Here is a 26403-nt window from a genome sequence, read left to right as displayed (position 1 = left end):
CGCCGCGCGACGTCCATCGTTTCAAGAGGTCTCTTTGGTGATGCAATCTTCCCATCCGACGCGGCCGCAAGACGGCCGGCAAGCGGAACCCGCGCAGCGCGGCTCGTGGCGGCGCGGCCGCTGGGTGCTGCTCGCGCTCGCGCTCGTCTGCGCGGCGCCCGTGGTCGCGTCGTATTTCACGTATTACGTGATCAAGCCGCGCGGCGGTGCGACCAACTACGGCACGCTGATCGAGCCGCAGCGGCCGATTCCGCCCGATCTGACCGTCGTCGACGAAACGGGCAAGACGGTGCCGCTCGCGTCGCTGCGCGGCGTGTGGCTGTTCGTGATGGAGGACGGCGGCGCGTGCGGCGACGCATGCGCGAAGAAGCTCTACTTCATGCGCCAGGTGCGCGCGACGCAGGCGGGCGAGCGGCAGCGGATCACGATGGTGTGGCTGAAGAGCGACGCGGCGAACGTGCCGGCGGCGATCGCCGATGCGTATCCGGACACGCGCAAGCTGCGCGCCGATCCGGCCGCGGTCGCCGCGTGGCTGCCCGCCGATGCGGGCACGCAGGTCGCGGATCACCTCTATCTCGTCGATCCGAACGGCAACCTGATGATGCGTTTCCCGAAGAATCCGGACCCGAGCAAGATCAAGCAGGACGTGACGAAGCTCCTCAAGTGGTCGAGCATCGGTTGAGCGCCGGCCCCGACCGGCGATAGAGGGTAAGAGAGAAACACGATGTACCTATTGCAACTCGGCCTGATCGGCCTCTGCATCGCGCTGCTGCCGCTGTCCTACGTGTGGGTGAAGGCGGACGACGGCAAGTTCCGCAAGCTCGTCTGGATCACGACGTTCCTCACGCTCGATCTCGTGATGTTCGGCGGCTTCACGCGCCTGACCGATTCGGGGCTCGGCTGCCCGGACTGGCCGGGCTGTTACGGCACGTCGTCGCCGTTCGTCGCGCATGCGGCGATCACGGCCGCCCATCAGGCGATGCCGACGGGCCCCGTCAGCATGACGAAGGCATGGATCGAGATGATCCACCGCTATTTCGCGATGGCGATCGGCGTGCTGATCATCGCGCAGACGGCGATCGCATGGGCCGCGCGGCTGCGCCGCAAGCCGCTTCATGTCTCGCCGTGGTGGCCGACGGGCCTGCTGCTGCTGATCCTCGTGCAGGGCGCGTTCGGCGCGTGGACCGTGACGATGAAGCTGCAGCCGGTGATCGTCACGATCCACCTGCTGCTCGGCCTGACGCTGCTCGGCACGCTCGGCTGGCTCGCGGCGCGGCAGACGCCGCTGCCCGCGCACGAGCCCGGCGCGGGCCGCTACCGCGCGGCGGCGCTCGCGGCGCTTGTGCTGCTCGTCGCGCAGATCGCGCTCGGCGGCTGGGTCAGCACGAACTACGCGGTGCTCGCGTGCACCGATTTCCCGACCTGCAACGGCGCGTGGATGCCGCCGATGGACTTCCGCAACGGCTTTCACCTTTGGCGCGCGCTCGGGATGACGAACGACGGCGGCGCGATCACGCAGGACGCGCTCGTCGCGATCCACTGGACCCACCGCACGTTCGCATTCGTCGTCGTCGCGTACCTGATCGCGTTCGCGCTGAAGATGCGCCGCTTCGCGTCGCTGCGGCGGCCGGCGAACGGCGTGCTCGCCGTCGTCGTGCTGCAGTTCGTCACGGGTTTGACGAATATCGTGCTGCAATGGCCGTTACCCGTCGCCGTCGCGCACAACGGCGGGGCCGCGATCCTGCTGCTCCTCGTCGTCATGCTAAACTTTCGCATCCTTTCAAGCCGTCCCGGCCGCGTCGCGCAACCCGCGCGCGACGCCGCGCCCGCGTGACGTTGACCGTACATGGACACGACACTTTCCCATACGCCCGGTAGCCGTCTCTCCCAGTATCTGGCGCTGACGAAGCCTCGCGTCACGCAGCTCGCCGTGTTCTGCGCGGTGATCGGGATGTTCCTCGCGACGCCGGGCATGGTGCCGTGGAAAGTGCTGCTCGGCGGCACGATCGGCATCGGGCTGCTCGCGGGCTCGGCGTTCGCGATCAATTGCCTCGTCGAGCAGAAGATCGACGCGATGATGCGGCGCACCGCGTGGCGTCCGTCCGCGCGCGGCGAGATCACGACCTTGCAGATCCTCGCGTTCTCGACCGTGCTGGGCGGCCTCGGCGCGTGGACGCTCTACACGTTCACGAACCCGCTGACGATGTGGCTGACGATCGCGACGTTCGTCGGCTACGCGGTGATCTACACGCTCTTGCTCAAGCCGATGACGCCGCAGAACATCGTGATCGGCGGCGCGTCGGGCGCGATGCCGCCCGCGCTCGGCTGGGCGGCCGTCACGGGCGCGGTGCCCGGCGACGCGTGGATTCTCGTGTTGATCATCTTCGTGTGGACGCCGCCGCACTTCTGGGTGCTCGCGCTCTACCGCCGCAAGGACTACGAGAACGCGGGCCTGCCGATGCTGCCCGTCACGCACGGCGAGCAGTTCACGCGGCTGCACATCCTGCTGTACACGGTGATCCTGTTCGCCGTCACGATGATGCCGTTCATCTCCGGGATGAGCGGGGCCGTCTATCTGACGAGCGCGGTGCTGCTCGGCGCGATCTTCCTGGCGTACGCGTGGAAGATCTACCGCGATTACTCGGATGCGCTCGCGCGCCGCGCGTTCCGCTATTCGATCGTCTATCTGTCGCTGTTGTTCGCGGCGCTCCTCGTCGACCACTACGCACGTCCCATGATCGGGATGTAACTCCAACGGTTCGATCGCGATGCTCAAATCCCTGTTTGCATGCCGCCGCGCGCAGCGCGGCTGGTTGTTCGCCTGCGCACTCGCGGGCGCCTTGCTGATCGCGGGCTGCAACCAGCAGCCGGCGTTCCAGAATCTCGACATCACCGGCAACTCGCAGTTCACCGGCGACTTCGCGCTGCCGGACACGACGGGCAAGATCCGCACGCTCGGCGAATTCAAGGGCAAGGCGGTCGTGGTGTTCTTCGGCTATACGCACTGCCCGGACGTGTGCCCGACGACGATGGCGGAGCTGTCGCAGGCGCTGCAGCAGCTTGGCCCGGACGGCAAGCGCGTGCAGGTGCTGTTCGTCACCGTCGATCCGGAGCGCGACACCGCGGCGATCCTCGGCCAGTACGTGCCCGCGTTCAATCCGGCGTTCGTCGGCCTGCGGCCCGCCGACGAAGCGCAACTGAAGAAGGTGACGAAGGACTTCCGCGTCTACTATGCGAAGGTGCCGGGCAAGACGCCCGACAGCTACACGATGGACCACACCGCCGCGAGCTACGTGTTCGATCCGAGCGGCAAGCTGCGCCTGTTCGTGCGCGACGGCCAGGGGCCGGGGCCGTGGGTCCACGATCTGAAGCTGCTGCTCGACTGACGACTCGAAAACGAGCGGCTGCCTGCCGATACGGCATGCACCCCGCGGCATGCACCCCGCGGCATGCACCCCGAAGCGCCGGACGCTTGTCCGGACTTCGGGGTGTTTTTCATTACGGCAGCGCCGGCAGATTGACGCCCGGCGCGATGCGCGTCGTCTTGAATTCGGTCACCGTGTACGTGGCGAGCCCTTCGGTGACGAACGGATCGGTTTCGAGGATCGCATCGAGCTTGTCGCGCTCGATCCGCACCGCGAGGATCACGCCGCCGTCGCGCGGCACCTTCGGCCCGCACGCGACGAACACGCCGGCGTCGAAATGGCGTTGCAGGTAGGCGCGGTGGCGTTCGAGCGCGTCGTCGATGCGCTCGAGCGGCGCGGTGTAGCGGATGTCGATCACGTACATGGAGGCCTCGTTGAATGTGGGCCGCGACGCCATGCCGCAGCCAAGCCGCTCTTGTAGCACAGTCGTCGCCATCGCGCTTCCATTCAAGTTGTAAGCCGGCGTGCCGTAAATAGCGGCAGCGATCGTTCGCGGCCGGGGCCGCGGCGCGGACGGCGCGCGACGAACACGACACGGGAACGCACACACGATGAACAGAATGAGCTTGAACCGCAAGCTGTGGCTGGCGCTTGCGCTCGTATGGGTCGGATTGCTGGGGGTAGGCGCGTGGAGCGCGTTCGAGACGCGCACGACGATGCTCGCCGAGCGCAAGGAAGGGATGGCGAATCTCGTCGATTCGGCGGCGGGCGTGGTGAAGGCGTACTACGCGCTCGCGCAGAGCGGCAGGATGAGCGACGAGGACGCACGGCGCGAAGCGCTCGCGCGCCTGTCGGCGATGCGCTATGGGGATTCCGGCTACTTGTTCGTGACGGACTCGACGCCCGTCGTGCTGATGCATCCGACGCTGCCGAAGCTCGTCGGCACGCAGGTCGGCGATTACCTGGACCCGGACGGCAAGCGGCTTTTCGTCACGATCGTGAACGCGGCGAAGGAGAGCGGGCGCGGCTTCGCCGAGTATCGCGGGCGACTGCCGCACAGCGAGACCGCGGTGCCGAAGATCAGCTACGTGACGCGCTTCGCGCCGTGGGACTGGAACATCTCGAGCGGCGTGTTCCTGAAGGACATCGATACCGTCTACTACGAGACGCTCGTCGGCCATCTCGCGATGGTGTTCGTGATCGGCCTCGTGATCACGGCGGCGATGCTCGTCATCATCCGCAACGTGCGCGCGAGCCTCGGCGGCGAGCCGGATGCGGCGGCCTCGCTCGCCGCGCGGATCGCGGCGGGCGACCTGACGCGGCCCGTCACGGTGCGCGCGGGCGACAGGACGAGCATGATGGCCGCGATGCGCGACATGCAGGGCCGCCTGCGGTCGACGATCGGCGGCATCCGCCAGGCGGCCGAATCGATCGCGGCCGCGAGCCACGAGATCGCGTCGGGCAATCACGATCTGTCGCAGCGCACCGAGCAGCAGGCCGCATCGCTCGAAGAGACCGCGGCGAGCATGGAAGAGCTGACCGCGACCGTCAAGCAGAACGCCGAGAACGCGCGGCAGGCGAGCGGGCTCGCGAACAGCGCGTCCGAGATCGCGCTGAAGGGCAACGACGTCGTGAGCCGCGTGATCGGCACGATGGGCGAGATCAACGACAGCTCGCAGAAGATCGCCGACATCATCGGCGTGATCGACGGCATCGCGTTCCAGACCAACATCCTCGCGCTGAATGCGGCCGTCGAGGCGGCGCGCGCGGGCGAGCAGGGCCGCGGCTTCGCGGTCGTCGCGGGCGAGGTGCGCTCGCTCGCGCAGAGGAGCGCGACGGCCGCGAAGGAGATCAAGCAACTGATCGACGCGTCGGTGGAGCGCGTGAGCAACGGCTCGGCGCTCGTCGGCCAGGCGGGCGAGACGATGACGGAGATCCTGCAGGCGGTGCGGCGCGTGACCGACATCATGGGCGAGATCGCGGCCGCGTCCGAGGAGCAGTCGAGCGGGATTTCGCAAGTCGGCCGCGCGGTCACGCAGATGGACGAAATGACGCAGCAGAATGCGGCGCTCGTCGAGGAGGCGGCGGCCGCGGCGTCGTCGCTTCAGGAGCAGGCGGCGCGGCTGCGCGAATCGGTGAGCGCGTTCCAGGTCGGCGACGGCGCGGCGGCCGCGGGGGCGCCGAGCGCGGCGGCGGGCAGCGGCCCGAATGCGGCCGCGTCGTCCGGGCGCGTCGAGCCGGCGCTCGCATGACGCATTCCCATACCTATATGAGCGGGATGTATTTCACAGCCTGGCGATCTTGTGACACCATTTGCGCTTTCGTCCGCGCGGCCCGGCCGGTCAGGCCGTCGCGCCCCCTCTACCGAGCCTGGATGGTTCCGCAAGCAAGCGAGAAATAGATGAAGCGTCGCACTCTCCTGAAAGTTGTCTCCGCGGTCGCGGCCGGCGCCGCCGCCCTTTCCGTTTCCGTCGGCGCGCAGGCGCAGGACAAGGTGATCAAGGTGGGCACGGTCGCGGGCCCCGACGCGCAGGTCTGGCAAGTCGTCCAGAAGGTCGCGAAGGAAAAGCAGGGCCTCGATGTGAAGGTCATCGAGTTCAACGACTACGTGCAGCCGAACGCGGCGCTCGATGCGGGCGACCTCGACGCGAACAGCTTCCAGCACCAGCCGTACCTCGACAGCCAGGTGAAGCAGCGCGGCTACAAGATCGTGAGCGCGGGCCTCACGTACATCTCGCCGATCGGCGTCTATTCGAAGAAGTTCAAGACGCTGAAGGATCTGCCCGCGGGCGCGAAGGTCGCGCTGCCGAACGATCCGTCGAACGAGAACCGCGCGCTGCTGCTGCTGCAGACGCAGGGCGTGATCAAGCTGAAGGCGGGCGCCGGCACGGGCGGCAGCAACGCGACCGTGCTCGACGTCGCCGAGAATCCGAAGAAGCTGAAGCTGACCGAGCTCGACGCCGCGCAACTGCCGCGCGTGCTGTCCGACGTCGACGCGGCCGTGATCAACACGAACTACGCGCTCGCGGCGAACCTGCAGCCGACCAAGGACGCGATCGCGCTCGAATCGCTGACGAGCCCTTACGCGAACCTGATCGCGGTCCGCGCGAAGGACAAGGATCAGCCGTGGGTGAAGAAGCTCGTGAAGGCGTACCAGTCGCCGGAAGTGAAGGAGTTCATCACGAAGCAGTTCAAGGGTTCGATGGTCGCGTCGTTCTGAGCGTCGTCCGATCGTCCCGAATCGCCGAAGGCCCGCGCATCGCGCGGGCTTATTTGTTTTCGGCCGCGCATCGGGCATCGGGCGGCCGCCGGCGCGGCGCTCTCGGTACTGTCCCGAAATATTGAACGGTCTGGGGAAATGGTATCCTCAGACGCTTGCCGCCGCGCCCGTTCCGGCGCGGCCGCGCGGGCCGCGCACGTTCCGGGGAGCGCGGCCCGTCCACCATTCAGAACCGGGGGAGACAGACAGATGAAGCGATTCAAGATCGTGGCCGCTCATTCGATTGCGGCGGGCGTCGCGGCATTCGCGATGCTGGGCGCCGGCGCCGCGCACGCGCAGACCGTCAAGGTGCTGTCGATCGTCGATCATCCGGCGCTCGACGCGATCCGCGACGGCGTGCGCGCCGAGCTGAAGGCCGAAGGCTACGGCGACGACAGGCTCAAGTGGGAATACCAGAGCGCGCAGGGCAATACGGGCACCGCCGCGCAGATCGCGCGCAAGTTCATCGGCGACCGTCCGGACGTGATCGTCGCGATCGCGACGCCCGCCGCGCAGGCCGTCGTCGCGTCGACGAAGAGCGTGCCTGTCGTCTATTCGGGCGTGACCGATCCCGTTGCCGCGCAGCTCGTCAAGGGCTGGGGGCCGACCGGCACCAACGTGACGGGCGTGTCCGACAAACTGCCGCTCGACCGGCAGGTCGCGCTCATCAAGCGCGTGGCGCCGAAGGCGAAGACGGTCGGGATGGTCTACAACCCGGGCGAGGCGAACTCGGTCGTCGTCGTGAAGGAAATGAAGGAGATCCTCGCGAAGCAGGGGATGACGCTCAAGGAAGCGGCCGCGCCGCGCACCGTCGACATCGCGCCCGCCGCGAAGAGCCTGATCGGCAAGGTCGACGTGATCTACACGAATACCGACAACAACGTCGTGTCCGCATACGAATCGCTCGTGAAGGTCGCGAACGAGGCGAAGATCCCGCTCGTCGCGGGCGACACCGACAGCGTGAAGCGCGGCGGCGTCGCGGCGCTCGGCATCAACTACGGCGACCTCGGCCGGCAGACGGGCAAGGTCGTCGCGCGCATCCTGAAGGGCGAGAAGCCGGGCGCGATCGCATCGGAGACGAGCAGCAATCTCGAACTGTTCGTGAACACCGACGCGGCCGCGAAGCAGGGCGTGACGCTTTCGCCCGATCTCGTCAAAGAAGCGAAGACGGTCATCAAGTAACGCACGTGCGGGCGGCGGCCGGTCTCGACGGGCTTCGATGCGCCGGGCGTCGGCATGTCGGGCGTCGCTACGCTTGGCCGTGTTTTGCTTCGGCGGTCCGCGACGCATTGCGCGACAGGCGCCGCGCGCGGCCGACGCATCCGGGCCGAGTCGGGTCCGGCCTGGCCGCCGCGCTCGCCGCTCCGTCACGCGCAGCACGCTGCAACAGGATTTCCCCAACCATGTCTCTTTTTTCTCTTCTCGGCGCGCTGGAGATCGGCCTCATCTTCAGCCTCGTCGCGCTCGGGGTGCTGATCTCGTTTCGCATCCTCAATTTTCCGGACCTGACCGTCGACGGCAGCTTTCCGCTCGGCGGCGCCGTCGCCGCGACGCTGATCGCCGCGGGCCACGATCCGTTCACGTCGACACTCGCCGCGATCGCCGCGGGCGCGTGCGCGGGCTTCGTCACCGGCTGGCTGAACGTGCGGCTGAAGATCATGGATCTGCTCGCGAGCATCCTGATGATGATCGCGCTCTATTCGGTGAACCTGCGGATCATGGGCCGGCCGAACGTGCCGCTCATCACCGAGCCGACGCTCTTCACGGTGCTGCAGCTCGACTGGATGCCCGACTACGTGCTGCGGCCGGCGCTCCTTGCCGTCGTCGTCGTGATCGCGAAGCTCGGCCTCGACTGGTTCTTCTCGTCGCAGCTCGGGCTCGCGATGCGCGCGACGGGCGCGAATCCGCGAATGGCGCGCGCGCAGGGCATCGCGACGGGCCGCGCGACGCTCGCCGGCATGGCGCTGTCGAACGCGCTCGTCGCGCTCGCGGGCGCGCTTTTTGCGCAGACGCAGGGCGGCTCGGACATCTCGATGGGGATCGGCACGATCGTGATCGGGCTCGCCGCCGTGATCATCGGCGAGACGCTGCTGCCCGCGCGGCGGCTCTTTCTCACGACGCTCGCCGTCGTGCTCGGCGCGATCCTCTATCGTTTCTTCATCGCGCTCGCGCTCAACAGCGAGTTCGTCGGCCTGAAGGCGCAGGACCTGAACCTCGTGACGGCCGTGCTCGTGACGGTCGCGCTCGTGCTGCCCGCGACGCGCAAGAAACTGTTCGGCCGCAAGACGAGGGGGGCGTAAATGCTCTGCGCACAAGACCTGAAGCTCACGTTCAACCCCGGCACGCCGATCGAGACGCGCGCGCTGCGCGGGCTGTCGCTCGACATTCCGGACGGCCAGTTCGTCACGGTGATCGGCTCGAACGGCGCCGGGAAATCGACGTTCCTGAATTCGGTGAGCGGCGATCAGCCGGTCGATTCGGGACGGATCGCGATCGACGGCATCGACGTCACGCGCAAGCCGGCGTGGGATCGTGCGCCGCTCGTCGCGCGCGTGTTCCAGGACCCGATGGCGGGCACCTGTGAAGCGCTGACGATCGAGGAGAACATGTCGCTCGCGATGGCGCGCGGCGCGCGGCGCGGCTTTCTGCCGGCGCTGAACCGCGCGTCGCGCGAGCTGTTTCGCGACAGGCTGCGGCTGCTGAATCTCGGGCTCGAGAACCGGCTCACCGATCGCATCGGCCTGTTGTCGGGCGGACAGCGGCAGGCGGTGAGCCTGCTGATGGCGTCGCTGCGGCCGTCGCGCATCCTGCTGCTCGACGAGCACACGGCCGCGCTCGATCCGAAGACGGCCGCGTTCGTGCTGGAGCTGACCGCGCGGATCGTCGAGGAAAGCCGGCTGACGACGATGATGGTCACGCACAGCATGCGGCAGGCGCTCGATTACGGCGATCGCACGGTGATGCTGCATCAGGGGCAGGTGGTGCTCGACGTGTCCGGCGACGAGCGTCGCGGGCTCGACGTGCCCGATCTGCTGCAATTGTTCGAGAAGACGCGGCACGAGAAGCTCGACGACGACGCGTTGCTGCTCGGCTGACGGGCGGTTTCGGCGGCGGCTGCGGTTTCGGGGCGGTCGTTTCGGGATGCCGTGCCGGGACGGACGCTGCTTCGGCCGCTGGCCGAACGGGCGTGGTTCGTGATGTGCGCAGCGAACGCATTGCCATATGTTGCATAAACATGCAGTAATCGGCTATGCGACGTCCGCTTCCTCCCTCTCCCTCGAATCGCTGCATCCGTCGCTCTGGACCTTTATTCTGGCGATGCATGGTTTGTGGCCCGATAGCATAGAAACGTTGCGATGCCTTGCTGCTGCATAGCGCGGCTTTGCCTGGGTGGACATGTCAGGTCCGGCACTCGTACCAGCCCTTCGACTGATTGACGATGCGCACCACCAACAGCATGACCGGCACTTCGATCAGCACACCGACGACGGTGGCCAGCGCCGCACCGGAATGGAAACCGAACAGGCTGATTGCGGCCGCGACGGCCAGCTCGAAGAAGTTGGATGCGCCGATTAGTGCGGACGGGCACGCGATGTTGTGCTTCTCGCCCACGGCGCGATTGAGCCAGTAAGCGAGCGCCGAGTTGAAAAACACTTGAATCAGGATCGGCACCGCGAGCAGCGCGATCACCAGCGGCTGCTTCAGGATCGCTTCGCCCTGGAACGCAAACAGCAACACGAGTGTGGTCAGCAGCGCGGCGATCGACCACGGGCCGATCTTCGCCATCGCGGCATCGAATGCAGCCTGACCGTTCGCGAGCAGCCGCTTGCGCAGGATCTGCGCAATGATCACCGGGATAACGATGTAAAGCACGACGGACGTGAGCAGCGTCGCCCACGGCACCGTGATTGCGGACATCCCCAGCAGCAGGCCGACCAGCGGCGCGAAGGCGATCACCATGATGCTGTCGTTCAGCGCGACCTGCGACAACGTGAACAGCGGATCGCCGCCCGTCAGTCGACTCCACACGAATACCATCGCCGTGCACGGTGCGGCGGCCAGCAAGATCAAGCCGGCGATGTAGCTGTCGAGCTGATCAGCGGGCAGCATCGGCGCGAACAGGTGGCGGATGAACAGCCAGCCGAGGAATGCCATCGAGAACGGTTTGACGAGCCAGTTCACGGCGAGCGTGACGCCGATGCCTTTCACGTGCTGGCGCACTTCATGCAGAGCGCCAAAGTCGACCTTGACCAGCATCGGGATGATCATCACCCAGATCAGCAGCCCGACCGGGAGATTGACCTGCGCATATTCCATCCGGCCGATCTGCTGGAACAGGCCGGGCAGCACCTGGCCGAGCGCGATGCCGGCGAGGATGCACAGCGCAACCCAGACGGTCAGATAGCGTTCGAAGAAATTGATGGAAGGCTTTGCGACGGCCTGGCCCGGCGGGGCGACATTGGACGCGTTCATTGGACAGGGGTCGGTCTTGAAGTCGTCGGCAGCCGCGTGTTTCGGCAGGCCGCCATGCGAATGTTCAGTTCTGCGAGATCTCGGTCAACGCTGTCTGGAGTTCGGTATTGCTCATGCGATCGAGCGGCAGCGCCAGCAACTGCAGCATGCGATAGCCGATTGCCTGGCGTGTGAGTTCGAACGCGAGGCGCTTGCCTTCGTCGCCGCCCGCTGCATTCGACGGATCGGCGTAGCCCCAGTGCACTTTGACGGGGCTACCGGGCCAGTACGGGCACGTCTCGGCGGCCGCGCTATCGCACACCGTGATGACGACGCGCATTTCGGGCGCACTGTCCCCGACGAACTCGTCCCAGCTCTTGCTACGGTAGTCGCTCACGTCGATACCGGCGTTCGTCAGCGCCTCCAGCGCGCACGGATTGAGGCGACCGCTCGGCGCGCTGCCGGCGCTGTACGCTCGCACATCCTTGCCGAGCTTCGCTGCCCAGTGATTGAGCATCCCTTCCGACAGCACGCTGCGCGCCGAGTTGTGGGTGCAGAGGATCAGTACGTTCGTGGTCATGTCCGAGAATCCAGATTTACTGTTGGCCGATTTCGCGCACCGATTTCTGCAGCGCGACGTTATCGAGTTTGGTGAGCGGCAATGACAGCAGCAGGTCGATCCGACGCTTCAACGTCAGCGCGGCGTCGTGCATGGCCTGCTGCTTCTGCTCGTCGGAGCCCTCGACATCGGCCAGGTCAGGCACGCCCCAGTGCGCGGTGATCGGTTGACCGGGCCAGATCGGGCAGACCTCGCCGGCGGCCTTGCCGCACACGGTGAAGACAAAATCGAGCATGGGCGCGCCAGGCGCCGCAAATTCATCCCGGCTCTTGCTTCGATACCCTTCGGTCGGCAATTGCCAACGTGCCAGCTCGCGCAGTGCGAACGGGTTCACCTCGCCTTTCGGATGACTGCCGGCCCGAGTAGGCAACGAAGCGCCCGTCGCCAAGCTGGGTCATCAAGCCTTCGGACAGGATCGATCGGGCGGAATTGCCGGTACAGATGAACAGCACGTTGTAGCGCTTGCCGCTCATGGTCGGACCTCAGCAGCAGGAAGATTTCACCGGCACGCCGATCGGCTTGCCGCGCGCGGGGGAACAGCAAGCAGAAGCGTCGGCGTTCGATTCAGCCGCCGGCGCGCTACGGGATTCACCGAAGGTTGGAACCTCGCCGAGCGTCTGGTATGTCTCCCAGGCAACGCCTTGCGGATCGACCGTCCAGTATTTGTCGGAACGCGCATAGCAGCACGCCGTGCCGATCTGCGCGTCGACGGGCAAGGACGCCGCGCTTAAACGCGCGTGCATTTCCGCAAGCTCGGTCTCGTTCTCGACCTGCACGCCGAGATGGTCGAGGCCCGGCGCTGCGCCGCGCTGCGAGATCGCAAAATTGATGTGCGGGTCGTCGAGCATCCACTTGGCGTAGTCGTCCTTGACGACGGTCGGTTCGGCGGCGAACAGCGCCGAGTAGAAGCGAACGCTCTCGGCGAGATCGGCGACGCCGACGTGAACATGAAAGCGTTTCATGATTGATGCTTCTTGGACGTCGAACAGGCGGCTGCCGGCGAGCAAGGGTTGCCGCCGCAGCAGTTCTCCGTGAGGTAGGCCAGCAGGCCATTCATCGTTTCGAAGTTCGCGCAGTAGAAGACGAAGCGGCCTTCCTGGCGGCTAGTGACGAGCTGCGCATGCGCCAACTCCTTCAAATGGAAGGAGAGCGACGATGGCGGCACATCTAGCAGCGTGGCAATCTGCCCGGCCGGCATGCCCTCCGGGCCCGCCTGCACAAGAGCACGGAAGATGGCGAGCCGGGACTCGTGCGCGAGTGCTGCGAGGGCAGCAATGGTTTGGTTCGTTTCCATTATTCGATAATAATGGAAATATTGAATATTGCGAAGGATCGACACACACTCGACCAGCGGGTTCGTCGACGCCCTCTGGCAATCCCGGAATCTTGCGTTAGAATAACTGTATATTTATACAGTATTTGATGAGAGTTCCCCCATGAATCGCACCGTTATTCAGCCCCTGCAGATGCGCGGCTCCGATGAACGGGCGCGTTCTATTGATGCGTTACTCGACAGAACCATGTATTCCGACTTGGGGGGAATAACGCTCTGGCGCGGCTCGCAGCTCGCGCGCGGCGGCCCGCGCACGGTCGATACCGGCTATGCGGCGCTGTCGGCCGAGTTGCCGGGGGGCGGCTGGCCGGTCGGCGGGCTCGTCGAGCTGCTCGTGCCGCACGCGGGCTGCGGCGAGATGCGCGTGCTCGCGCCCGCGCTCGCGGCGACGGGCAGCGCGCGGCGGCCGCTCGCGTTCGTCGCGCCGCCGCAGCCGCCGCACGCGTGCGCGCTCGCCGGCCTCGGTGTGCCGCTCGACGCGCTGCTGTGGCTGCGCGCGGACAGCGGCGCCAACGCGCTGTGGGCGGCCGAGCAGGCGCTCAAGACAGGCTGCTGCGGCGCGCTCCTGCTGTGGCAGCAGAACACGCGCGCCGAGGCGCTGCGCCGCCTGCATCTCGCCGCCGCCCGCGCGGGCGACACGCTGTTCGTGATGTTCCGGCCGCTCGCCGCCGCGCAGCAGCCGTCGCCCGCGGTGCTGCGCCTCGCGCTGCATCCGTCGCCGGGCGGGGTGTCGGTCGAGATCGTCAAGCGCCGCGGGCCGGCGTGCGGCGAGCCGCTTTCGCTCGAATTGCCGTCGCCCATCGTGGAGAGCCGCTATGCGCGTCTTGCTCGGCATCCATCTGCCGCGCCTGCCGCTCGACGTGTGCGCACCGCCGTCGCCTGACGGCGGCAACGGCTGTGCGGTGCTCGAGCAGGGCGTCGTGCTGATCGCCGATTCGGCCGCGCGCGCGCATGGCGTGCGCGTCGGCATGAAGCGCGGCGGCGTGCTGACGCTCGCGTCCGGCACGCGGCTCGTCGAGCGCGATCCGGCGCGCGAGGCCGACGCGCTGCGCGCGGTCGCGCTCGCGCTGCTGCGCTTCTCGCCGTGCGTCGCGCTCGACGACGAAGCGACGCTCGTCGTCGACGTCGGCGCGAGCCTGCGGCTGTTCGGCGGCCTGCCGTCGCTGTGCCGGCAGGTGCGCGCAACGCTCGCCACGCTTGGCTATGCGGCGCGTCTTGCCGCCGCGCCGACGGGGCGCGGCGCGTGGCTGCTCGCACGCGCGCCGGGCAAGCCGGGCGCGCGGCGGCGGATCGTGCGGGCGGCGTCGCTCGCGCGCGCGCTCGATGCGCTGCCGTGCGAGCTGCTGCCCGCCGCGCGCCCGTACGCCGGCTGGTTCGACGGCATTGGCTGCCGCATGCTCGCCGATCTGCGCCGCCTGCCGCGCGCGGGGCTCACGCGCCGCTGCGGTCCCGCGCTCGTCGCCGCGCTCGATCGCGCATACGGCGACGCCGTGGAGCCGCTCGCCTGGATGCCGGTGCCGCCCGTGTTCGACATGCGCCTCGAATTGCCGGAGCGTGTCGAATATGCGCAAGCCGTGCTGTTCGTCGCGCGGCGGCTCGTCGTGCAACTGTGCGGCTGGCTCGCCGCGCGGCAGTTGTCGCTGTCGGCGATGGCGTTCGCGCTCGAGCACGAGCGCGGCCGCCAGGCGGTGCCGCCGACGCCGCTCGAACTCGCGTTCGCCGAGCCCGCGCGCGACGAGGCGCACTTCATGCGCGTCCTCGGCGAGCGGCTCGCGCGCGTCGCGCTGCCCGCCGCGGTGATCGCGGTGCGTCTGACGGCGACGCGCGTCGAATCGGTCGCGCCGCCCGCCGACGATCTGTTCCCCGAGCCGGGCGGCACCCGCGAGGCGCGCGCGCGGCTCGTCGAGCTCCTGACCGCGCGGCTCGGCGCGGACAACGTGCTGCGCGCGGCGCCCATCGCCGATCACCGGCCCGAGGCAGCGAACCGCTGGCTGCCGCTCGGCGCGCCGGCGGGCAAGCCGGCCGTGCCGGGCGTCGCGCCGCCGCGTCCCGCGTGGCTGCTCGCGCCGCCGCTGCCGCTCGTGATGCGCGAGAACCGGCCGTTCTACCGCACGCCGCTCAGGTTCGTGTCGTCGATCGAGCGGATCGAGGCCGGCTGGTTCGACGGCCAGCTCGTCGCGCGCGACTATCGCATCGCGCAGGACGGCGACGGCGCGTGCTACTGGGTCTACCAGGAGCGCGGCAGCGGCGCGGCGGGGCAATGCTGGTTCCTGCACGGCCTGTTCGGGTGAGCGGCATGGATTCGCCGTTCAAGAGCCTGCCCGATTACGCGGAGCTGTTCTGCCGGTCGAACTTCTCGTTCCTGCACGGCGCATCGTCGGCGGAAGAGCTCATCGAGCGCGCAAAGAAGCAGGGCTATCGCGGCATCGCGATCACCGACGAATGCTCGCTCGCCGGGGCGCCGCGCATGCACGTCGCGGCGAAGGCGCAGGGGTTGCCGCTCGTCGTCGGCGCGTACTTCGACGTGACGCCGGACGACGTCGCGCCGGGCCGCGATCCGGGGCCCGGCGCGTTCGGTCTCGTGCTGCTCGCGCAGAACCGGGAGGGCTACGGCAACCTCTCCGAGCTGATTTCGTGGCGGCGGATGGACGCGCCCAAAGGCACCTACCGGCTCACGCCGCGCATGCTCGCCGCGCCGCCGCCGCCGTTCGCGCATCTGCGCGGCGTGCCCGACTGCTTCGCGATTCTCGTGCCGACGTATCCGGCGCGCGCCGACGTGCTCGACGCGCAACTCGCGTGGTTCGACGCGCTGTTCGGCGAGCGCGCGCGGCTCGGGCTCGTCCAGTTGCAGCGCGCGCTCGACGGCGCTCATCGCGAGGAAGTCCGGGCGGCGGGCGAGCGGCGCGGGATGCGCCTCGTCGCGCTCGGCGACGTGACGATGCACATCCGCTCGTGCAAGCCGCTGCAGGACACGATGACGGCGATCAGGCTCGGGATGCCGATTGCCGAATGCGGCCATGCGCTCGCGCCGAACGCGGAGCAGCACTTGCGCACGCGCCAGCGGATCGCGCAGTTGTTTCCGGCCGACGCGGTCGCGCAGACGTGCCGGATGCTCGACGCATGCGCTTTCTCGCTCGACGAGCTGCGCTACGAATATCCGCATGAAATCGTTCCCGCAGGGCATACGCCGGCGAGCTATCTGGCGCAGGAAACCTGGGCGGGCGCGCGCGAGCGCTATCCCGGCGGCATGCCGGAAACGGTGCGAAAAAGAATCGAGTACGAACTCGCGCTGATCGCCGAGCTGAACTACGAGCCGTATTTCCTGACGGTCTACGACATCGTCCAATACGCGCGCAGCAAGAACATCCTGTGCCAGGGGCGCGGCTCGGCGGCGAACTCGGTCGTCTGCTATTGCCTGCACGTGACCGAGGTGGACCCCGAGCGCAGCACGCTGCTGTTCGAGCGCTTCATCAGCCGCGAGCGCGGCGAGCCGCCCGACATCGACGTCGACTTCGAGCATCAGCGCCGCGAGGAGGTCATCCAGTATCTCTACGAGAAATACGGCCACGACCGCGCGGCGCTCGCGGCGGCCGTATCGACCTATCGCCCGCGCGGCGCGCTGCGCGAGACCGGCAAGGCGCTCGGCGTCGATCCGATGCTCGTCGAGCGGGTCGCGAAGGCGCATCGCTGGTTCGACGGCAGCCGCGATCTGCTCGCGCGCTTCGAGTCGGTCGGGCTTGATCCGGACACGCCGCTCATTGGCGCGTGGGCCGAACTCGCCGCGCGGCTGCTGAACTTTCCGCGCCACCTGTCGCAGCACTCGGGCGGCTTCGTGGTGAGCCGCGGCAAGCTCACGCGGCTCGTGCCGGTCGAGAACGCGGCGATGGAGGGGCGGCGCGTGATCCAGTGGGACAAGGACGATCTGGAGGCGCTCGGGCTGATGAAGGTCGACGTGCTCGCGCTCGGCATGCTGTCCGCGCTGCATCGCGCGTTCGACATGGTCACGGCGTGGCGCGGCGCGCGGGATGGCAAGCCGTTCGGAATGGCGCACATCGAGCAGGGCGACGTGAAGACATACGACATGATTTGCCGCGCGGACACGGTCGGCGTGTTCCAGATCGAGTCGCGCGCGCAGATGTCGATGCTGCCGCGCTTGCGGCCGCGCAACTATTACGATCTCGTGATCGAGGTCGCGATCGTGCGGCCGGGGCCGATCCAGGGCGGCGCGGTGCATCCGTACCTGAAGCGGCGGCAAGGGCTCGAGCCCGTCACGTATCCGAAGGCCGATCTGAAGCAGGCGCTCGAGCGCACGCGCGGCGTGCCGATCTTCCAGGAGCAGGTGATGCAGATCGCGATCATCGCCGCGGGCTTCACGCCCGGCGAGGCCGACGAGCTGCGCCGGGCGATGGCCGCATGGAAGCGCAAGGGCAATATCGAGCAGTACCGGCGCAAGATCGTCGACGGCATGCGCGAGCGCGACTATCCGCCTGAATTCGCCGAGCAGATCTTCGAGCAGATCAAGGGCTTCGGCGAATACGGCTTTCCGGAGAGCCACGCGGCGAGCTTCGCGCATCTCGTCTACGCAAGTAGCTGGCTCAAGTGCCACGAGCCGGCGATCTTTCTCGCCGCGCTCCTGAACAGCCAGCCGATGGGCTTCTATCCGCCCGCGCAGCTCGTGCAGGACGCGAAGCGCCACGGCGTGACGGTGCTGCCGATCGACGCGACGAAGAGCGACTGGGAAGCGTCGCTCGAAGCGCGGCCCGGCGCGGCGCCGCCCGACGGCGGGCCGTCGGTGCGGCTCGGCCTGTCGCTCGTGCGCGGGCTGGGCGAGGAGGCCGCGCGGCGGATCGAGGCGGCGCGCGCGGCGGGGCCGTTCGCGAGCGTCGACGAACTCGCGCGCCGCGCGCGCCTCGAGCGCCGCGATCTCGAGGCGCTCGCCGCCGCGAACGCGTTCGCGACGCTCGCCGGCAATCGCCGCGATGCGCTGTGGCAGGCGGTCGCCGCCGTGCCGGAGCGCGGCCTGCTCGCCGCCGCGCCGATCGACGAAGCGGTGAGGCCGGCGCTCGGCGCGCCGTCCGAGGCCGACGACGTGTTCGCCGACTATCACACGATCGGCCTCACGCTGAACCGGCATCCGGTCGCGCTGCTGCGGCCCGCGCTCGATGCGCGGCGGCTGTCGTCCGCCGCGGCGCTGCGCGATCGCCGCAACGGCCAGCTCGCGCGCGCGTGCGGGCTCGTGACCGCGCGGCAGATGCCGGGCACGGCGAAGGGCGTGCTGTTCGTCACGCTCGAGGACGAGACGGGCAGCGTGAACGTGATCGTCCGGCCGGAGCTGCTCGAGCGGCAGCGGCGCGAGACGCTCGATTCGCGGCTGCTCGCGGTGTCGGGCGTCTGGCAGTGCGAGAGCGATGTCCGGCATCTCGTCGCGCAATATCTGGAGGATCTGACGCCGCTGATCGCGGGCTTGCGAACCGAGAGCCGCGAATTCCATTGACCGGCCGCGAATCGATGCATACCAATGCGCAACACTGGTGCTATTTCGGTATCTATTCGGCCGAAATCCGGCTTGCTCCAACCCCCGTGTCCAGCGGCCGGTCTTTGGCATGCGGGTAAATACCTATCCAGAAATATCCTGTAAATAAAGGGCTTCGACACGTCGAGGCCCTTGGCTGACAACACTTTCCGGCGAGCCGGCATTCCGGTTTCGATCAAATTGACTGGTATTATTTTGGTTATATAATGGCCTCGCTTTTCGGACGACGCCCTCCCGTTTTCGTACCCGGAGACCTATGGACATCGGCTGGTCGGCGCTGGCGCCCGACGCCCGCAGCGACACCCCGCTCTACCTGCAGCTCGCCCGCAATCTCGCGGGCGCGATTCACGGCGGCGCCTGGCGCGCCGGCGAAGCGCTGCCGTCCGAGCGCGGCTTGTCGGCGGGGGCGGGCGTGTCGCGCATCACCGCGCGCCGCGCGCTCGCGCTCCTCGTCGAGCAGGGCCTCATCCGGCGCGTGCGCGGCGCGGGCAGCTTCATCACGCCGCGCGTCGCGGATCCGCTGTCGCGGCTCGTCGGGTTCACCGCGAAGATGCGCCAGCGCGGCTTCGCGCCCGATTCGGTGTGGCTCGCGCGCAGCCTGCGCGCCGCGAGCCGCGACGAGCTCGCGCGCTTCAGCCTGTCGCCCGGCGCGACGGTCGCGCGCCTCGAGCGGCTGCGGCGCGCGGACGGCGTCGTGATGGCGTACGAGCGCTCGACGCTGCCCGCGACCTGCGTGCCCGAGCCGCAGGCGCTCGAAGGGTCGCTGTACGGCTACCTGCGGTCGCGCGGTCTCGACGTGGTGCGCGCGTCGCAGCGCTTTCGCGCGGTGAATGCGGCGGCCGACGTCGCACAGTGGCTCGGCCTCGTGCCGGGCGCGGCGCTCCTCGTCATCACGCGGATCGGTTACGGCGCCGATCGGCGGGCGATCGAAGCGACCGAAACCTATTGCCGCGACGATTACTACGATTTCGTCGCCGAGCTGAAACGCTGACACGACAGACTGTCCGCGGCAGCCCGGACGACTGGCAAGCCCTCTCGCAAGCAGCAAGCGGTACCGACCCCATACGCATCACCAGATATCAGAGAACGTCATGCTGACCGGAAACATACTGACCGCCGAAGGCTGGATTCACGGCACGCTCGAATTCGAGAACGGCCGGATCACGGCGCTGTCGGGCGACGCGACGGACCCGTCGAAGAACGATGCGCCCTACATCCTGCCCGGCTTCATCGACCTGCACGTGCACGGCGCGGGCGGCGCGGACGTGATGGAAGGCGGCGACGCGATCGAGACGATCGCGCGCACGCATGCGCGCTACGGCACGACGAGCCTGCTCGCGACGACGATGACCGCGCCGCGCGACGAGCTGATGCGCGTCGTCGCGAACCTGGGCGACGTCGCGCGCACGCGCACGCCGGGCGGCTCGCGCGTGCTCGGCGTGCATCTCGAAGGCCCGTACATCAATCCCGGCAAGCTCGGCGCGCAGCCGGACGCGGCGGTGTCCGCGGTGCTCGACGAGGTGCTGAAGTACCTGTCGATCGCGCCGATCCGCGTCGTCACGCTCGCGCCGGAGATTTCCGGGCACGTCGAGATCATCTCGGAGATGGCCGCGCGCGGCGTGCGCGTGCAGCTCGGCCATTCGCTCGGCACGTACGACGACGCGGTCGCCGCGCTCAAGCACGGCGCCTGCGGCTTCACGCACCTGTTCAACGCGATGTCGCCGCTGCATCACCGCAATCCCGGCATCGTCGGCGCGGCGCTCGCGCACGCCGAATACGCGGAGATCATCCCGGACCTCCTGCACGTGCATCCGGGCGCGATCCGCGCGGCGCTGCGCGCGATTCCGCGCCTGTACGTGGTGACCGACAGCACGTCGGCCACCGGCATGCCCGACGGCGAATACCGGCTCGGCAGCCAGCGCGTGACGAAGTGCCTGGGCGGCGTGCGTCTTGCCGACGGCACGCTCGCCGGCAGCACGCTGACGATGGATCAGGCGCTGCGCAATCTCGTGTCGCTCGGCCTGCCGATCGCCGACGTGTCGAACCGGATGTCGCGCTACGCGGCCGACTACCTCGGGCTCGCCGATCGCGGCCGCATCGCGCGCGGCGCGTGGGCCGACGTCGTCGTGTTCGATCGCGAACTGAATCTGGCCGCAACCTTCGTCGAAGGAGAATCGATTGTCGAATATGCTTAACGAGGCGCGCGAGTCGGCGCGAGTCGTCGCCGCGCAGCTTGCGGACACGCGCCGCGTCGAGACGCTCGCGCTCCACCTCGCGGCGCACACGCCGCAGGTCGCGCTCACCGTCGCGCGCGGCAGCTCCGATCACGCGGCGAGCTACTTCGCGAGCCTGACGATGAGCCGCCTCGGCGTGCCCGTCGCGTCGCTGCCGATGTCGGTCGCGACGCTGCAGCAGGCGCCACTGAAAGTGCGGGGCCAGCTCGCGCTCGCGTTCTCGCAATCGGGCAAGAGCCCGGATCTCGTCAACACGATGGCCGCGCTGCGCGACGCGGGCGCGCTGACGGTGGCGGCCGTCAACGTGCTGCCGTCGCCGCTCGCGCACGCGTGCGAGCACCCGTTGCCGCTCCTCGCCGGCCCCGAGCTGTCGGTCGCCGCGACGAAGAGCTATATCGCGATGCTGTCGCTCGCCGCGCAGCTCGTCGCGTTCTGGCAGCGCGACGCCGCGCTCGTATCCGCGCTGCGCGGCCTGCCCGACGCGCTCGACGAGGCGGGCCGGCTCGACTGGTCGGGCGCCGTCGACGAGCTGCGCGACGTCGAGCGGATGATCGTGATCGGCCGCGGGCTCGGCCTCGCGATTGCGCAGGAGGCGGCGCTCAAGCTGAAGGAGACCTCGGGCATCCAGGCCGAGGCGTTCTCGAGCGCCGAAGTGCGGCACGGCCCGATGGAACTGATCGACCGCGACTATCCGCTCCTCGTGTTCGCGCCGCCCGGGCCGGAACAGGAGGGCCTGCTGCAGCTCGCGCGCGACATGCGCGCGCGCGGCGCGCGCGTGCTGCTCGCCGCGCCGGCGGGCACGCCCGATGCGACGCTGCCGCTCGCGCGCACCGCGCATGCGGCGCTCGATCCGATCGCCGCGATCCTGTCGTTCTACGTGATGGCGGCCGGGCTCGCGCTCGCGCGCGGCCGCGATCCCGATGCGCCGCGCCATCTGCACAAAGTCACCGAAACACACTGACGATCTGACGATCACCGACGAGACGAGACAGCCATGAGACGTGCCGAGGAGTCACAGTTGAAGCAACAAGCATCCCACGACCAGATCGTGCTGGTCGCTCCGCTGACGGGGCCCGTCGTGCCGCTCGCCGACGTGCCCGACCCCGTGTTCTCGGGCGGCATGTTCGGCGACGGCATCGGCATCGATCCGCTCGAGGGCCGGCTGCTCGCGCCGTGCGCGGGCGTCGTGTCGCACGTCGCGCGCACGGGCCACGCGGTGACGGTCGCGGCCGACGGCGGCGCGGAGATCCTGCTGCACATCGGCATCGACACGGTCGAGCTGAACGGGCTCGGCTTCTCGGCGAAGATCGCCGAAGGCGCGCGCGTTTCGGCGGGCGATCTGCTGATCGAGTTCGATCAGGACGCGATCGCGCGCGCCGCGCACAGCCTCGTATCGGTGATCGCGATCGCGAATTCGGATGCGTTCGAAGTCGTCGGGCGCGCGGGCGCGGGCGTCGCGAAGGCGGGCGAGACGCCGCTGCTCACGCTGCGCGCGCGCGGCGCGGCGGCAAGCGCGGGTTCGGCGGCAGGCTCCGCAGGCCCCGCCGCCGAAGCGCGCAAGTCGATCACGCTCACGCAGCCGGGCGGCCTGCACGCGCGGCCGGCCGCGCGCGCGCGCGAAGCGGCGCGCGGGCTCGACGCGCACGTCGACGTGCATTTCGACGGGCGCAAGGCGGCGCTGCAGAGCGTCGTCGGGCTGCTTGGCCTCGGCGCGGGCGAGCACGCGACGATCGAGCTCGTCGCCACGGGCCGCGACGCGGCGAAGGCGGTCGAGCTCGTCGCGCACGAGCTGCTGCGCGAAGCGCACGGCGAAGCCGAGGAGAAGCCGGCGCGCGTCGTGTCGCCCGCCCCCGTCATCGCGAGCGGCGGCCACGCGCCGCTCGATCCGAACACGCTCGCGGGCGTGTGCGCGGCGCCCGGCATCGCGCTCGGCGCGCTCGTGCGCTGGGACGACGCGGACATCGCGCCGCCCGAGCTCGCGAGCGGCACGCCCGCGGCCGAGAGCCGGCTGCTCGACCGCGCGCTCGCCGAAGTCGACGCGCAGCTCGAGACGACGGTGCGCGAAGCGTCGAAGCGCGGCGCGATCGGCGAAGCCGGCATCTTCGCCGTGCACCGCGTGCTGCTCGAGGACCCGGCGCTCGTCGACGCCGCGCGCGACCTGATCAGCCTCGGCAAGAGCGCGGGCTACGCGTGGCGCGAGACGATCCGCGCGCAGACGGCCGTGCTCGCCGACGTCGACGACGCGCTCCTCGCCGAGCGCGCGGCCGATCTGCGCGACATCGACAAGCGCGTGCTGCGCGCGCTCGGCTACGCGAGCGCGACCGCGCGCGAGTTGCCGGCCGAGGCGGTGCTCGCGGCGGAGGAGTTCACGCCGTCCGATCTTGCGTCGCTCGATCGCGAGCGCGTGACGGCGCTCGTGATGGCGCGCGGCGGCGCGACCTCGCATGCGGCGATCATCGCGCGCCAGCTCGGCATCCCGTCGCTCGTCGCGGTCGGCGACGCGCTGTATGCGATTCCGCAGCGCACGCAGGTCGTCGTCGACGCGAGCGCGGGCCGCCTCGAGTACGCGCCGACCGCGCTCGACGTCGAGCGCGCGCGCCACGAGCGGCAGCGTCTTGCCGGCGTGCGCGAGGCGAACCGGCGGATGTCGGGCGAAGCGGCGGTGACGCGCGACGGCCACAGGATCGAGGTCGCCGCGAACATCGCGACGCTCGATGACGCGCGCGTCGCGGTCGACAACGGCGCCGACGCGGTCGGCCTGCTGCGCACCGAGCTGATGTTCATCCACCGGCAGGCGGCGCCGACGACGTCCGAGCATCAGCAGAGCTATCAATCGATCGTCGACGCGCTGCAAGGGCGCACCGCGATCATCCGCACGCTCGACGTCGGCGCGGACAAGGAAGTCGATTACCTGACGCTGCCGCCCGAGCCGAACCCGGCGCTCGGCCTGCGCGGGATCCGTCTCGCGCAGGTGCGCCCCGATCTGCTCGACGATCAGTTGCAGGGCCTCCTTTCGGTGAAGCCGTACGGCTCGGTGCGAATCCTGCTGCCGATGGTGACGGACGTCGGAGAGCTCGTGCGGATCAGGAAGCGCATCGACGATTTCGCGCGCGCGATGGGCCGCGAGCAGCCCGTCGAAGTCGGCGTGATGATCGAGGTGCCGTCGGCCGCGCTCCTCGCGGATCAACTCGCGAAGCACGCGGATTTCCTGTCGATCGGCACGAACGACCTTACGCAATACACGCTCGCGATGGACCGCTGCCAGGCGGATCTCGCCGCGCAGGCGGACGGCCTGCATCCGGCCGTGCTGCGGCTCGTCGACGCGACCGTGCGCGGCGCCGGCAAGCATGGCAAGTGGGTCGGCGTGTGCGGCGCGCTCGGCGGCGATCCGGTCGCGGTGCCGGTGCTCGTCGGCCTCGGCGTGACGGAATTGTCGGTGGACCCGGTGTCGGTGCCGGGTATCAAGGCGCAGGTGCGCCATCTCGATTACCAGTTGTGCCGCCAGCGCGCGCAAGACCTGCTCGCGCTCGAATCGGCGCAGGCGGTGAGGGCAGCAAGCCGCGAGATCTGGCCGGCGGAATGACGCACGTCCGTCGTCCGGCGAATCGCGCGCGTTTCAAGCACGTTTCAAGCACGTTTCAATCGAAGAGACCTGATCAACTATTCAACGACGAGACACGATAAAGGATTGGAGGATCGAATGGACGGGAATCCGTTTCTGAAAATACAGAGCCTCGGCAGGGCGCTGATGCTGCCGATCGCGGTGCTGCCGGTGGCGGGCATCCTGCTGCGCCTCGGGCAGCAGGACGTGCTCAACATCAAGATGATCGCCGACGCGGGCGGCGCGATCTTCGACAACCTGCCGCTGCTGTTCGCGATTGGCGTCGCGGTGGGCTTCGCGAAGGACAACAACGGCGTCGCGGCGCTCGCGGGCGCGATCGGCTACCTGATCGAAGTCGCGATCATGAAGGACATCGATCCGAAGCTGAACATGGGCGTGCTGTCCGGGATCATCGCGGGCGTCGTCGCGGGGCTCCTGTACAACCGCTACAAGGACATCAAGCTGCCCGACTACCTCGCGTTCTTCGGCGGCAAGCGCTTCGTGCCGATCATCACGGGGCTCGCGTGCGTCGTGCTCGGGGTCGTGTTCGGCTACGCATGGCAGCCGGTCCAGCACGCGATCGACGCGGTCGGCCAGTGGCTGCTGACGGCAGGCGCGATCGGCACGTTCGTCTACGGGTTCCTGAACCGCCTGCTGCTCGTCACGGGCTTGCACCACATCATCAATTCGCTCGTCTGGTTCGTGTTCGGCACGTTCACGCCGGCGTCGGGCGGCGCGGCGGTGACGGGCGACCTGCATCGCTTCTTCGCGGGCGATCCGGCCGCGGGCGGCTTCATGGCGGGCTTCTTCCCGATCATGATGTTCGGCCTGCCGGCCGCGTGTCTCGCGATGTTTCACGAGGCGCCGAAGGAGCGCCGCGCGATCGTCGGCGGCCTGCTGTTCTCGATGGCGCTCACGTCGTTCCTGACGGGCGTGACCGAGCCGATCGAGTTCAGCTTCATGTTCCTCGCGCCCGTGCTCTACGTGATCCACGCGGTGCTGACGGGGCTCTCGCTCGCGATCTGCCAGTTGCTCGGCGTGAAGCTCGGCTTCACGTTCTCGGCGGGCGCGATCGACTACGTGCTGAACTACGGGCTGTCGACGAAGGGCTGGATCGCCATCCCGCTCGGCCTCGCGTATGGCGTCGCCTACTACGGCCTCTTCCGCTTCTTCATCCGCAAGTTCAACATGGCGACGCCGGGCCGCGAACCGGCGGGCGCCGACGCGCAGGCGCAGTCGTTCGCGTCGGGCGGCTTCGTCGCGCCGACGGCGGGCGCTTCGGTGCCGCGCGCGCAGCGCTACATCGCGGCGCTCGGCGGCGCGGCGAACCTGTCGGTCGTCGATGCGTGCACGACGCGGCTGCGGCTGTCCGTCGTCGATCCGGACAAGGTGTCCGAAGCGGATCTGCGCACGATCGGCGCGCGCGGCGTGTTGAAGCGCGGCGGCAGCAGCGTGCAGGTGATCATCGGGCCGGAGGCGGACCTCATCGCCGATGAGATCCGCTCGACGCTCGGCAGCGGCGCGACGTCATTCCCGGCAACGGCAACTGCAACGGCTGCGCCGGCCGCTGCGGCAACTGCAACGGCTGCGCCGGCCGCTGCGGCAACGGCGGCGGGCGCGCAGGCGGGCCCGCTCGATCCGGAACCGACGCGCTGGCTCGCGGTGTTCGGCGGCGCGACGAACGTGGCGTCGCTCGATGCGGTCGCGGCGACGCGCCTGCGCGTCGTCGTGCGCGATCCGTCGGCGGTCGATCGCCAGCGCCTCGCGACGCTCGACGTCGCGTGGGTCGCGAGCGACACGTTCCACATCGTCTGCGGCCCGTCGGCGCCGCGCTATGCGCAGCAGCTCGCGGCGCGTCTGCCTTCGTCGGACGGCGGCGCGGCGGCGCAGCCCGCCTGACGCGACGGCGGGGCGGCCGAATCCGCGATGCGGGTTCGGCTTCGATCGGGCAATGTGGCAAACGGCTTGCGATATTCGCGAGCCGTTTTTTCTTCGGTGCGGGGTGGT

The 26403-nt window shown here is 68.9% G+C and carries 23 protein-coding genes and 1 pseudogene; 18 read left to right on the top strand and 6 right to left on the bottom strand.

What is annotated here, in order from left to right; all coding sequences use genetic code 11:
* Positions 1 to 40: 40 nt before the first annotated feature.
* From WT16_RS06435 to WT16_RS06420, 4 genes are read left to right on the top strand one after another with little or no spacing between them, the layout of a single operon-like run.
* Positions 41 to 682 carry a glutathione peroxidase gene (locus tag WT16_RS06435; protein ID WP_015602042.1) on the top strand — a complete coding sequence of 214 codons (642 nt, stop codon included), beginning with the start codon at positions 41 to 43 and terminating at the stop codon, positions 680 to 682.
* A 42-nt stretch (positions 683 to 724) separates the two neighbouring features.
* On the top strand, positions 725 to 1834 hold the full coding sequence (locus WT16_RS06430) for a COX15/CtaA family protein (protein ID WP_009911166.1): 1110 nt from the start codon (positions 725 to 727) through the stop codon (positions 1832 to 1834).
* A gap of 12 nt (positions 1835 to 1846) precedes the next feature.
* Positions 1847 to 2749: a heme o synthase gene (cyoE, locus tag WT16_RS06425; protein ID WP_006024437.1), complete on the top strand. Its 903-nt coding sequence runs from the start codon at positions 1847 to 1849 to the stop codon at positions 2747 to 2749.
* A gap of 19 nt (positions 2750 to 2768) precedes the next feature.
* Positions 2769 to 3386, top strand: a complete 618-nt coding sequence (locus WT16_RS06420) for an SCO family protein (RefSeq protein WP_006024438.1) — start codon at positions 2769 to 2771, stop codon at positions 3384 to 3386.
* Between the two features lie 112 nt (positions 3387 to 3498).
* Here WT16_RS06420 and WT16_RS06415 read toward each other — a convergent pair whose 3' ends face one another.
* Positions 3499 to 3789 (bottom strand): YciI family protein, encoded by a 291-nt coding sequence (locus WT16_RS06415; protein ID WP_006024439.1) that lies wholly within the window; start codon positions 3787 to 3789, stop codon positions 3499 to 3501.
* A gap of 187 nt (positions 3790 to 3976) precedes the next feature.
* Here WT16_RS06415 and WT16_RS06410 point away from each other — a divergent pair, with 187 nt between their 5' ends.
* From WT16_RS06410 to WT16_RS06390, 6 genes are all read left to right on the top strand, one after another.
* Positions 3977 to 5617, top strand: coding sequence for a methyl-accepting chemotaxis protein (locus WT16_RS06410; protein ID WP_063532922.1), 1641 nt, complete (start codon positions 3977 to 3979; stop codon positions 5615 to 5617).
* Positions 5614 to 5766: a permease gene (locus WT16_RS30435; RefSeq protein WP_082874717.1), complete on the top strand. Its 153-nt coding sequence runs from the start codon at positions 5614 to 5616 to the stop codon at positions 5764 to 5766. Before WT16_RS06410 ends, WT16_RS30435 begins: the two co-directional genes overlap by 4 nt.
* A complete protein-coding gene (locus WT16_RS06405; RefSeq protein WP_006024442.1) occupies positions 5767 to 6585 on the top strand; it encodes a MetQ/NlpA family ABC transporter substrate-binding protein in 819 nt (272 codons plus the stop codon). It begins immediately after the preceding gene.
* A 249-nt stretch (positions 6586 to 6834) separates the two neighbouring features.
* Entirely contained in the window at positions 6835 to 7806 is a 972-nt protein-coding gene (locus WT16_RS06400) for an ABC transporter substrate-binding protein (protein ID WP_009911172.1), read from the top strand.
* A gap of 221 nt (positions 7807 to 8027) precedes the next feature.
* Positions 8028 to 8924 carry an ABC transporter permease gene (locus WT16_RS06395; RefSeq protein WP_009911173.1) on the top strand — a complete coding sequence of 299 codons (897 nt, stop codon included), beginning with the start codon at positions 8028 to 8030 and terminating at the stop codon, positions 8922 to 8924.
* Positions 8925 to 9719 carry an ABC transporter ATP-binding protein gene (locus WT16_RS06390; RefSeq protein WP_006024445.1) on the top strand — a complete coding sequence of 265 codons (795 nt, stop codon included), beginning with the start codon at positions 8925 to 8927 and terminating at the stop codon, positions 9717 to 9719.
* A 304-nt stretch (positions 9720 to 10023) separates the two neighbouring features.
* On the opposite strand, the gene arsB is transcribed toward WT16_RS06390, so the two are convergent.
* From arsB to WT16_RS06365, 5 genes and pseudogenes are all read right to left on the bottom strand, one after another.
* Positions 10024 to 11097 (bottom strand): ACR3 family arsenite efflux transporter, encoded by a 1074-nt coding sequence (gene arsB / locus WT16_RS06385; RefSeq protein ID WP_063532921.1) that lies wholly within the window; start codon positions 11095 to 11097, stop codon positions 10024 to 10026.
* 64 nt (positions 11098 to 11161) lie between these two features.
* Entirely contained in the window at positions 11162 to 11656 is a 495-nt protein-coding gene (locus WT16_RS06380) for an arsenate reductase ArsC (RefSeq protein ID WP_063532920.1), read from the bottom strand.
* A 16-nt stretch (positions 11657 to 11672) separates the two neighbouring features.
* Positions 11673 to 12168 (bottom strand): annotated as a pseudogene (locus WT16_RS06375) (arsenate reductase ArsC).
* 9 nt (positions 12169 to 12177) lie between these two features.
* The gene (locus WT16_RS06370) at positions 12178 to 12657 is read right to left on the bottom strand and encodes an ArsI/CadI family heavy metal resistance metalloenzyme (RefSeq protein WP_063532919.1); all 480 of its coding nucleotides are present in this window, start codon (positions 12655 to 12657) and stop codon (positions 12178 to 12180) included.
* On the bottom strand, positions 12654 to 12989 hold the full coding sequence (locus tag WT16_RS06365) for a metalloregulator ArsR/SmtB family transcription factor (RefSeq protein WP_063532918.1): 336 nt from the start codon (positions 12987 to 12989) through the stop codon (positions 12654 to 12656). The genes WT16_RS06370 and WT16_RS06365 overlap by 4 nt, the downstream gene beginning before the upstream one ends.
* Positions 12990 to 13215: 226 nt before the next feature.
* Between WT16_RS06365 and imuA the strand changes: the two genes are divergently transcribed.
* From imuA to nagE, 8 genes are all read left to right on the top strand, one after another.
* Positions 13216 to 13911, top strand: coding sequence for a translesion DNA synthesis-associated protein ImuA (gene imuA, locus WT16_RS06360; RefSeq protein WP_041861768.1), 696 nt, complete (start codon positions 13216 to 13218; stop codon positions 13909 to 13911).
* Positions 13844 to 15319: a DNA polymerase Y family protein gene (locus tag WT16_RS06355; protein ID WP_063532917.1), complete on the top strand. Its 1476-nt coding sequence runs from the start codon at positions 13844 to 13846 to the stop codon at positions 15317 to 15319. The genes imuA and WT16_RS06355 overlap by 68 nt, the downstream gene beginning before the upstream one ends.
* A gap of 5 nt (positions 15320 to 15324) precedes the next feature.
* Positions 15325 to 18522 (top strand): error-prone DNA polymerase, encoded by a 3198-nt coding sequence (locus WT16_RS06350; protein ID WP_063532916.1) that lies wholly within the window; start codon positions 15325 to 15327, stop codon positions 18520 to 18522.
* 295 nt (positions 18523 to 18817) lie between these two features.
* Entirely contained in the window at positions 18818 to 19552 is a 735-nt protein-coding gene (locus WT16_RS06345; RefSeq protein WP_015602079.1) for a GntR family transcriptional regulator, read from the top strand.
* Positions 19553 to 19652: 100 nt separating this feature from the next.
* Entirely contained in the window at positions 19653 to 20756 is a 1104-nt protein-coding gene (gene nagA, locus WT16_RS06340) for an N-acetylglucosamine-6-phosphate deacetylase (RefSeq protein ID WP_006024454.1), read from the top strand.
* Positions 20749 to 21756: an SIS domain-containing protein gene (locus tag WT16_RS06335; protein ID WP_063532915.1), complete on the top strand. Its 1008-nt coding sequence runs from the start codon at positions 20749 to 20751 to the stop codon at positions 21754 to 21756. Before nagA ends, WT16_RS06335 begins: the two co-directional genes overlap by 8 nt.
* 57 nt (positions 21757 to 21813) lie before the next feature.
* Positions 21814 to 24378 carry a phosphoenolpyruvate--protein phosphotransferase gene (gene ptsP, locus WT16_RS06330; protein WP_063532914.1) on the top strand — a complete coding sequence of 855 codons (2565 nt, stop codon included), beginning with the start codon at positions 21814 to 21816 and terminating at the stop codon, positions 24376 to 24378.
* A gap of 117 nt (positions 24379 to 24495) precedes the next feature.
* Entirely contained in the window at positions 24496 to 26295 is a 1800-nt protein-coding gene (nagE, locus tag WT16_RS06325; protein WP_063532913.1) for an N-acetylglucosamine-specific PTS transporter subunit IIBC, read from the top strand.
* The last annotated feature ends 108 nt before the right edge of the window (positions 26296 to 26403 follow it).

This window comes from Burkholderia sp. MSMB1589WGS (assembly GCF_001636105.1).
GTDB lineage: Bacteria > Pseudomonadota > Gammaproteobacteria > Burkholderiales > Burkholderiaceae > Burkholderia > Burkholderia humptydooensis.
The sequence above is the reverse complement of the archived record's forward strand: the minus strand, read 5'-3'. Positions and strand labels throughout refer to the sequence as shown.

Excerpts from the sequence above, each read along its gene's own strand:
- WT16_RS06435 (WP_015602042.1), top strand. The coding sequence starts at position 41 with ATGCAATCTTCCCATCCGACGCGGCCGCAAGACGGCCGGCAAGCGGAA.
- WT16_RS06430 (WP_009911166.1), top strand. The coding sequence starts at position 725 with ATGTACCTATTGCAACTCGGCCTGATCGGCCTCTGCATCGCGCTGCTG.
- cyoE (WP_006024437.1), top strand. The coding sequence starts at position 1,847 with ATGGACACGACACTTTCCCATACGCCCGGTAGCCGTCTCTCCCAGTAT.
- WT16_RS06420 (WP_006024438.1), top strand. The coding sequence starts at position 2,769 with ATGCTCAAATCCCTGTTTGCATGCCGCCGCGCGCAGCGCGGCTGGTTG.
- WT16_RS06415 (WP_006024439.1), bottom strand. The coding sequence starts at position 3,789 with ATGTACGTGATCGACATCCGCTACACCGCGCCGCTCGAGCGCATCGAC.
- WT16_RS06410 (WP_063532922.1), top strand. The coding sequence starts at position 3,977 with ATGAACAGAATGAGCTTGAACCGCAAGCTGTGGCTGGCGCTTGCGCTC.
- WT16_RS30435 (WP_082874717.1), top strand. The coding sequence starts at position 5,614 with ATGACGCATTCCCATACCTATATGAGCGGGATGTATTTCACAGCCTGG.
- WT16_RS06405 (WP_006024442.1), top strand. The coding sequence starts at position 5,767 with ATGAAGCGTCGCACTCTCCTGAAAGTTGTCTCCGCGGTCGCGGCCGGC.
- WT16_RS06400 (WP_009911172.1), top strand. The coding sequence starts at position 6,835 with ATGAAGCGATTCAAGATCGTGGCCGCTCATTCGATTGCGGCGGGCGTC.
- WT16_RS06395 (WP_009911173.1), top strand. The coding sequence starts at position 8,028 with ATGTCTCTTTTTTCTCTTCTCGGCGCGCTGGAGATCGGCCTCATCTTC.
- WT16_RS06390 (WP_006024445.1), top strand. The coding sequence starts at position 8,925 with ATGCTCTGCGCACAAGACCTGAAGCTCACGTTCAACCCCGGCACGCCG.
- arsB (WP_063532921.1), bottom strand. The coding sequence starts at position 11,097 with ATGAACGCGTCCAATGTCGCCCCGCCGGGCCAGGCCGTCGCAAAGCCT.
- WT16_RS06380 (WP_063532920.1), bottom strand. The coding sequence starts at position 11,656 with ATGACCACGAACGTACTGATCCTCTGCACCCACAACTCGGCGCGCAGC.
- WT16_RS06370 (WP_063532919.1), bottom strand. The coding sequence starts at position 12,657 with ATGAAACGCTTTCATGTTCACGTCGGCGTCGCCGATCTCGCCGAGAGC.
- WT16_RS06365 (WP_063532918.1), bottom strand. The coding sequence starts at position 12,989 with ATGGAAACGAACCAAACCATTGCTGCCCTCGCAGCACTCGCGCACGAG.
- imuA (WP_041861768.1), top strand. The coding sequence starts at position 13,216 with ATGTATTCCGACTTGGGGGGAATAACGCTCTGGCGCGGCTCGCAGCTC.
- WT16_RS06355 (WP_063532917.1), top strand. The coding sequence starts at position 13,844 with ATGCGCGTCTTGCTCGGCATCCATCTGCCGCGCCTGCCGCTCGACGTG.
- WT16_RS06350 (WP_063532916.1), top strand. The coding sequence starts at position 15,325 with ATGGATTCGCCGTTCAAGAGCCTGCCCGATTACGCGGAGCTGTTCTGC.
- WT16_RS06345 (WP_015602079.1), top strand. The coding sequence starts at position 18,818 with ATGGACATCGGCTGGTCGGCGCTGGCGCCCGACGCCCGCAGCGACACC.
- nagA (WP_006024454.1), top strand. The coding sequence starts at position 19,653 with ATGCTGACCGGAAACATACTGACCGCCGAAGGCTGGATTCACGGCACG.
- WT16_RS06335 (WP_063532915.1), top strand. The coding sequence starts at position 20,749 with ATGCTTAACGAGGCGCGCGAGTCGGCGCGAGTCGTCGCCGCGCAGCTT.
- nagE (WP_063532913.1), top strand. The coding sequence starts at position 24,496 with ATGGACGGGAATCCGTTTCTGAAAATACAGAGCCTCGGCAGGGCGCTG.